Origin of the sequence: Pontibacterium sp., from assembly GCF_041587635.1 — a bacterium.
Taxonomy (GTDB): domain Bacteria; phylum Pseudomonadota; class Gammaproteobacteria; order Pseudomonadales; family Balneatricaceae; genus Pontibacterium.
Window position 1 is genome coordinate 1 of the sequence record NZ_JBFGYC010000150.1, and the last position, 7666, is coordinate 7666.

The following is a 7666-nucleotide window of genomic DNA, read 5'->3' on the forward strand; positions in this document are numbered from 1 at the left end:
TAACCAAGGGGTACGCACAACGATCTCACCCATCGCTTCACCATCATGGGGAACACCATTCCCCTCAGTATCCACGATACGCAGGTCCACCAAGCCGATCGGTACGCCGGTCTTTATACGTTCCGGCATCTGGTTTTCCATCGTAATTTCGCGCTCGGTTTCACGCAGGTAGGTGGTACTGAGTAACGGACAGGTTTCTGACATACCGTAGCCGGTATGGAACAGAATGCCGCGCTCCGCCATCTGCTGTGCCAATGCCAGCGTTGGCGCACTGCCCCCGGTGAGCAGCTTCCAACCACTCAGGTCGGTGGCTTTGGCTTCTTCACTGTTAAGGATCATCTGCAGTACGGTCGGCACACCGTGAGAGAAGGTCACCCCCTCATCACGAAACAGCTTCACCAGTTTGTTGGGTTCGTAACGACCCGGATAGACCTGCTTCACACCAAGCATGGTAGCGATGTAGGGCACACCCCAGGCGTGCACATGGAACATCGGTGTCATCGGCATATAAACATCGTCGGAGCGCAGCAATGGCTGGCCTTCGTAAAGGCCCAGAGTGGCTGCGCCATTCAGGGTATGCAACACCAACTGACGGTGGGTGAAATACACACCTTTCGGATTGCCGGTGGTACCGGTGGTGTAAAACGTAGTGGCCACCGAGTTCTCATCAAAATCCGGAAAATCGTATTCGGCCGCCGCTCCTTCAAGTAAGGCTTCGTACTCACCCAGCGCATTCAGCGTGGTGGATACACTCTGTTTACCGTCGGTCAGCTGGATATAACCCCGTACGGTGGGCAGCTGTTCTTCCAGTGTTTCGGCAATAGCGACGAAATCATCATGCACCAGCACCAGACTGTCTTCAGCGTGGTTCATGGTGTAGCCGATCTGGTCGGCACTGAGGCGGATATTCACATGGTGCAGCACTGCACCTATCATCGGTACGGCGAAGTATGCCTCCAGATAACGGTGACTATCCCAATCCATCACCGCGACAGTATCGCCAGCCTGCACGCCAAGATCGGTCAGCACGTTCGCCAGTTTACAGACCCGCTGGTAAAACGTGCGGTAGTCGTATCGGATCACATCACCATAGACGATCTCACGGCCCGGCTCGTAACGCTTGCCGGACAACAGCAAGCTTTTGATCAACAGTGGGTACTGATAGGCATTAGCCGCCGGTTCTATAATTTTTGTTTTCATGGTTGGTTACCTTGTTATCCACGACAGGCTTATACACTGTCATTTCATCGCTATCTGAAAGAGGCCCTGCCGGTCCGGTCAGGAACCGGACGACAGTGTCTGCGTAGTCTCTTTATTCAGGGTTTCAGCAAGCTGAGGGTTCTTTGGCATAAGGAAGTGCGCCAGTGCGGGCAACAGCGTCAATGCACCCACCATATTCCACAGGAACATAAAGGTCAGCAGGATGCCCATGTCCGCCTGAAACTTGATCGGCGAGATGATCCAGGTGGCAACACCGATCGCCAGCGTCATGCCGGTGAAGGATACGGCCTTACCGGTGGTTTTCAGCGCTTCCAGATAGGCCAGACGCAGCGGGTGTCCCAGCTCCATATAGGAGTGCAGACGGCTGTAGATATAGATTCCGTAATCGACACCGATCCCGACCCCCAGCGCGATCACCGGCAAGGTTGCGACCTTAACGCCGATCCCCAGCACCGCCATCAGGGCCTGACAGAGCAGAGACGTCAGCGCCAGCGGCAACAAAATACAGATCACCGCTTTGAGTGAACGGAACATCAGCAGGATCATCACGGCGACGATGCCATACACATACGCCAGGATTTCGTACTGGGCACGATCAATCACCTCGTTGGTGGCCGCTTCATAAGCCGCATTACCATCTCCCAGACGGAACCAGATCTCTGCATCATCGTTGGTATTCGCAAAGCCACGTACCACCGAGACCACACGCTGCAGTGTTTCCTGGCGGTGATCGGTCAGCTCCAGATTCAGTTGCTGCTGATCACACGCCCCGCCACCACCCGTGGTGGTGAAACCGGAATAGGCAATAGCACGACTCAGCACCCGCTCGTCCCGGGGCAGCGACATCATCTTCAGGTTGCCTTCGTTCCCCAGATAACGGTTCAGCTTGGCTCGGGTCGCTGGCGAAGTGACGGATTTAACACCCTGCGTGTTTTCCAACTGCCACCCCAGACGGTCAATCAGATCGATCGCTTTATAGGTCTCACACGCACCTTCCGGTGTCCCAACAAAGATTGTCATCAGGTCGGTACTGGTGGTGAAATTACCGGTGATGTAGTTGTTATCCAGGTTGTAGCGGGAGTCAGCCCGCAGTTCCGGCGCGCCCTTGTCCAGATCACCGATCTTCAGGCCTTGGCTGAACCAGCTACCCACACCGACCAGAATCAGCGCAACGACCAGTGCGACCCGCGCCAAACGGGGTTCCGCGAAGTGAGATAAGCCATCCCACAATCCAGTTTTGTTCTCCAGCTTGTGCTGTGCGTGATCAACACAGCGCTGAGTCACGCCCACGTAAGACATCAGTACCGGCAGTAAGACGAGATTGGTAAAAATCACCAACGCAACACCCACACTGGCCACTAGCGCCAGATCCTTGATACCACCGATGTCGATGACGAATAGGGTCGCAAAACCGATACCGTCACTGATCAGCGCCACCAGCCCTGCTTTATGCAGATGATGGAACGTGACCCGCGCAGCCCCTAAACGGTCTTCACCTTTAGCGGTTTCATGGGCAATAGCATTGATGACCTGAACGCCGTGGCTGACCGCAATGGCAAACACCAGAAACGGTACCAATACGGAGAATACGCCCAGGCCATACCCCATCAAGTTCAGAATACCCAGCTGCCATATCACCGCGATCACGGAACAGACCAGCGGAATCAGCGTGGATTTGTAGCAACGGGAGTAGTTAAACAACAATACCGCCGTGATCACAAACGCCGCCAGGAAGAACAGCGCGATCTGGGCGAAACCATCCACCAGATCCGCCACTTTCTTCACATCGCCGATCACATGAATACGCAGATCGTCGCTCTGGTACTTCTGACGCACCTGATCCAGACGTGTCGAGAATTCGTTGAAGTCCAGCGGCTGACGTGTTGCCGGATTGATCGGCAACACCTCAAAGTCGATCATGCTGGCGTTAAAGTCGTTGGACACATAACTGCCGACAAGTCCGGCACGAAATACGTTGGTGCGGATCAGGTCCATCGACTCAGCAGAGTCATTAAACGTTGCGTTATCGATGACAGGCCCGCTACCAAATCCCTCAGGGGTGATCGCAAACCAAAGCATGCCCGGTGCCCACAGGGAGTTAACGCTGCCGGTATCGACACCGTCCAGCAATGACAGCTCGTCACTGATTTTTTGCAACGTGACCAGATGCTCGAAATCAAAAATAGTGCCTTCGGTACGGGCCACAGCCACCCGGATTACACTGCTGCCACCCGCCGTATCATCGCCGAGAAACTGTTTGGCATTGACCACGAATTCGTGACTGCCCGGGATCAAGCGCTCCAAACGGGTATCAGGGCGCACATAACTTGCCTGCCAAGCCAGATAAAACGTTGCCAGCAGACTGAAGATAATGATGGCCAAACGGTGACGAAAAATCAGCTGCGTCAGCATCGAGAACTGGAGTGTACCGTTGTTATTAATCATGCTGTGTCACCTCTGACGTGCTCAGGGTCTGAACGCCGCCCAAACCCACCAGTACCAGCCCGCCATTGTTGGCGACTACAACGCTGCTCAACGGCAAGCCATTGTCACGCTGGTATTTCTTTACTGAAGCGAGATCCGGAGAGACGTTAAGCATGACGCCGTCCGCCCCAACAATCAGTGCCGAACCGTCGGCCAGCCAAGTGCTACCCGATATGCCCGCTTCGGTGTGAGTATCCAGCTCATTCCAGCTTTGACCGCTATCGGCACTGACAAACAATTTGCCACCGACTCCAGAGAGCACTAAGCGATCCTCTCCGTCGCTGCCGCGTTTGGCCAGCACACCATGAAAGGAGCCATCATGATCGGTTTGCAGTGGTTCGAAGCTATTGCCACCGTCCAATGATCGGAACAGCAACCCCGCCTCTGAAGCGACGTAGATCACACCTTCAACCGGCGAAGACATGGCAAACAGGTGCCATTCATCCAGATTGTCCGCATGCTCCTGCCAGTTCTCCCAGCTTTGACCACCATCGCGGGTGTGATACAGCTTATTAAACACACCGATGGCGAAACCTTCGTCCGCGCTCTTAAAGAAAAGATCCAGCAATGGACCTTTCATCTCTTCATCACGCGCATCGAACTGTTTGGTCCAGGTCTGACCCGCATCGGAGGTGTGCAAAATCACTGCGTCTTCGCCAACCGCCCAACCCTGTTGGTCGTTCCAAAAGTAAACCGCATTGAGCTGTGAACGTACCGCAACCTGAGCCTGAGTCCAGTTCATCCCCTGATCATCGGAGTACAGAATATGGCCACGTTCACCCACGGCGACCAAACGATCTCCCGCACTGACAACGTCCAGTAACAGGGAGTGTTGTGCTGAATCCATCGGTAGTGAAGGCAGATCGAGGGGATCAAGATAATCAGCATAGGATACCGTTGGTGTTCCGAGTGCGAACGCGACAAGCGTAGACACGGCCAAACGGCGAAATCTTGTTCGGAGAGTTGGCGTTATAGTTTTTATTTTCATCATAAGACCTTCATGCATGGTTCTGTCCGGAGCATGACGCATCCGTACGAACCTGCTGCAGGTAAAATTGAGTTAGTGTCAGGCCCGGGAAGGGGCCGGGCCTGACACTCGTCTTTAGCGACCGCGGCGACGCAGTGCGCCCGCTGTGTAGTAAGATGCTTTAGGCGGAGTCTGAGAGAAATCCGTGCCTTTCCGTCCTTTACCCAGAGAGGTAAATGCCAGGTAGTAACCGTTCTTCTTCAGGTCAACGTGGATGTAGCTACCACCACCGGTCAGCGGCATTTCAGCTGCAACAACAGGATAAGAGAAACCAACACGCCACAGGTTACCGTTGCCATCGTACTTATCGGTTACCATCACATTCCAGGTATCTTCATCAACGTAGAAACGACGCTTTGCGTAGACATGACGCTGGCCTTCCTTAATGGTCGCTTCAACCACCCACACGCGGTGTAGTTCATAACGCAGCAGATCGGCATTGATGAAACCCGGCGTCAGAGCCGTACTTGAATCATGACGCGGCGAGTTCACTTCATTGTTGTTGTAAGGGATGTACATCTCCTGTTTGCCAATCAACTTGAAGTCATAACGCTCGGGTGAACCGCTATAAAGCTCGTAGTCATCAAACACGTTCAACGCACGGTCTGGCGTATCAAAACCCATGTTAGGTGCACGGCGCACGCGACGCTCACCCGGATCGTAGATCCATGCTTTACGCGGGTTATCCGCAAAGTTGATGTTATCCATCGCCAAAATACCTTCTCCGGCATCTCGCGCAGGTTTGCTCATGGTGGAAGAGTATTTCCAAAGCACTCCGTCTTTGCGGTCTTTTTCCGACACAGACGGATCATGAAAGGTGTGGTGGATATCCAGTTTGAAGTCGTATGCCAGGCTGGAACCGTTGGTGTACACCAGATTCTCACCCACGGATGCTACACGGTATACGCCGGTATAACGCAGCAGATGGTTCCAGATCACTTCGTGGCCATTTTCAGGAATTGGAAACGGAATCGCCCCCCATACGCCTTCTACAGCATCACCACCACGGGTCAGCTTAGCGGTTACCGCATCACGAGCAATCGCGTCGTAGAAGGACTGAGGATAGGCTGCGGTACGACGCGTTGGGTAGACATTCATCTTGAACGTATCCGGATATGCCTTAAACATCGCTTTTGCCGCTTCCGGCAGCTTATCGGCATACTGATCCATATTGGCAGCGGTAATGGTGAACTTCACCTTATCATCCGCATGTGGATTCGGGCGGTGGTTATCCTTGTTTGGCCAGCCCGAGAACGCACCGGTCAGGCCACCAGACCATTTAGGAATCGTGCCATCGGCATTGCCGGCACGCTCGGCACCCACCGGGGTCAGGTCAGCTTGCAGACGGTTAACTTCTTCTGGGGTGATTTCAGCAAATGTATTGCCAGCACCCAGCGACAGAGCTGCTACCGCAGCACACAGAACAGATTTATTAAACATACTTAAACTCCTCTCAGCTCTGCGGCTCAGAATTTGTAGTTAACAGACAGGTTAAACACATCCTGAGTGTCGTAATGGGAGTTATCCTGATCAGTCCAGGAATAACCTGCGCTTGCTTCCCATTCATTTCCAATATTAGCAGTCAACGTCACAGCCCCCAGGATACGGTCCTCGGCGAAGTTGCCCCAGAAGTGGGAATTACCGTGCAGGTCTTTCTGCAGGAAGATCCCTAATGAGAGATCCGTACCAGGACGCACCGCCTGCCAGGTTCCGGTCCATTCCACGGCAACGCCGTAAGCGAGGTCATCCGGATTCAGCGCTTCTTTAGTGATAGAGCTGTTAGCAGCCAGGTTGGAAAGATCGCCATTGATGTAGTCCGCACCAAACTGCACCAGCACAAACTGAGAATCGATACCCAACGGCAATGCGCCGCCTAGCCAGATACCGTGCACCGTGGCGCTGATAGTATCGTGTTCTTCAATACCTTCGCCGGCGGCATTGGCCACACCCAGCGTGGTAAACAACGGACGGTCGGGACGGTAGGCAATTTCACCATTGACGGACCATGTCCCTAACGTTGTCGCCACGCTGGCACCAATCATCTCCAGATCTTCCGGCCACATCTGAGAAGCACCCAGTGCCGATGCGCCACCGGTCCATTTCACGAAGGGGAAGGTTTCATGATAACGGGAGTAATAAAGACCAATCTCGGTATCGTCCCCTACCATCGTACGACCGGAAATACCCCACTGGCCGGAGTCGCTCGCTTCAATATTGGGATCACGGATCGGCATACCCAGCACCGGATCAACCTCATCACCACCACGGAAAAACGCATCGTCACCATAAAAAGTACCGCGTGGCGCCATCTCTGTACGACGCCAATCGGTCTGTACATAGGCTTCAATTGAAGACACATCACCGATACCCATCTGGGCATAGATACTTTCTACACCGATGTAGGCTTCTTTGAGTTCAGAACCAGGAGTCACCAGTTTGTTGATGTTCAGCGGAACCTGAGTTGCAACGCCATCCAGGAAGAACAGCCCTTCACCCCAGTTAATGACCTGTTTACCGACACGCACCTCCAGCGGGTTTTCGCCCACTTCGAAGGTGCCGTAGGCATATGCATCCAGCACATCAAAGACATTGCCCGAATGCTCTTCAGCACCATCCGACCAGGATGCCGCGTTACCCAGCAGGTCGACAGAATCATCATCCATAATCTCGGTGTCATAATGATACGCCGCTGAGCCAACGAACCCGTAGTTACGCCAGTCCAGACTCAGCTCCGCCGTCGCCTTGAACACGTTAGAGATCAGATCACCCGCATCAGGCACTCGGGCATCAGACAGATAATTGGGGGTGGTATACGTACCTAAAAGGTTGTTGGCAGGATCAAGCGCAGCCGCATCGGCATCTTGTGCGCGAATAGATGCTGCATAACCCAGTGTCATATCCAGGTTTCCGCTAAACTCGCTATCATCAGCAAAA

The 7666-nt window shown here is 53.7% G+C and carries 5 protein-coding genes; all 5 read right to left on the minus strand.

The genetic code is table 11. From position 1 onward, the window contains the following. On the minus strand, positions 1–1200 hold a 1200-nt coding region (locus tag ABYW01_RS09365; protein ID WP_372832290.1), incomplete at its 3' end, for an AMP-binding protein. Between the two features lie 78 nt (positions 1201–1278). After that, positions 1279–3666 carry an RND family transporter gene (locus tag ABYW01_RS09370; RefSeq protein WP_372832291.1) on the minus strand — a complete coding sequence of 796 codons (2388 nt, stop codon included), beginning with the start codon at positions 3664–3666 and terminating at the stop codon, positions 1279–1281. Then, positions 3659–4639 (minus strand): YCF48-related protein, encoded by a 981-nt coding sequence (locus ABYW01_RS09375; protein WP_372832294.1) that lies wholly within the window; start codon positions 4637–4639, stop codon positions 3659–3661. The genes ABYW01_RS09370 and ABYW01_RS09375 overlap by 8 nt, the downstream gene beginning before the upstream one ends. 168 nt (positions 4640–4807) lie before the next feature. Next, positions 4808–6172, minus strand: coding sequence for a DUF1329 domain-containing protein (locus ABYW01_RS09380; RefSeq protein WP_372832292.1), 1365 nt, complete (start codon positions 6170–6172; stop codon positions 4808–4810). A 26-nt stretch (positions 6173–6198) separates the two neighbouring features. Next, positions 6199–7666: DUF1302 domain-containing protein (locus ABYW01_RS09385; RefSeq protein WP_372832293.1), on the minus strand; the 1468-nt coding region annotated here is incomplete at its 5' end.

What these genes read in the sequence shown, in the direction of transcription:
- ABYW01_RS09380 (WP_372832292.1), bottom strand. Translation starts at nt 6,172, where the DNA reads ATGTTTAATAAATCTGTTCTGTGTGCTGCGGTAGCAGCTCTGTCGCTG.
- ABYW01_RS09370 (WP_372832291.1), bottom strand. Translation starts at nt 3,666, where the DNA reads ATGATTAATAACAACGGTACACTCCAGTTCTCGATGCTGACGCAGCTG.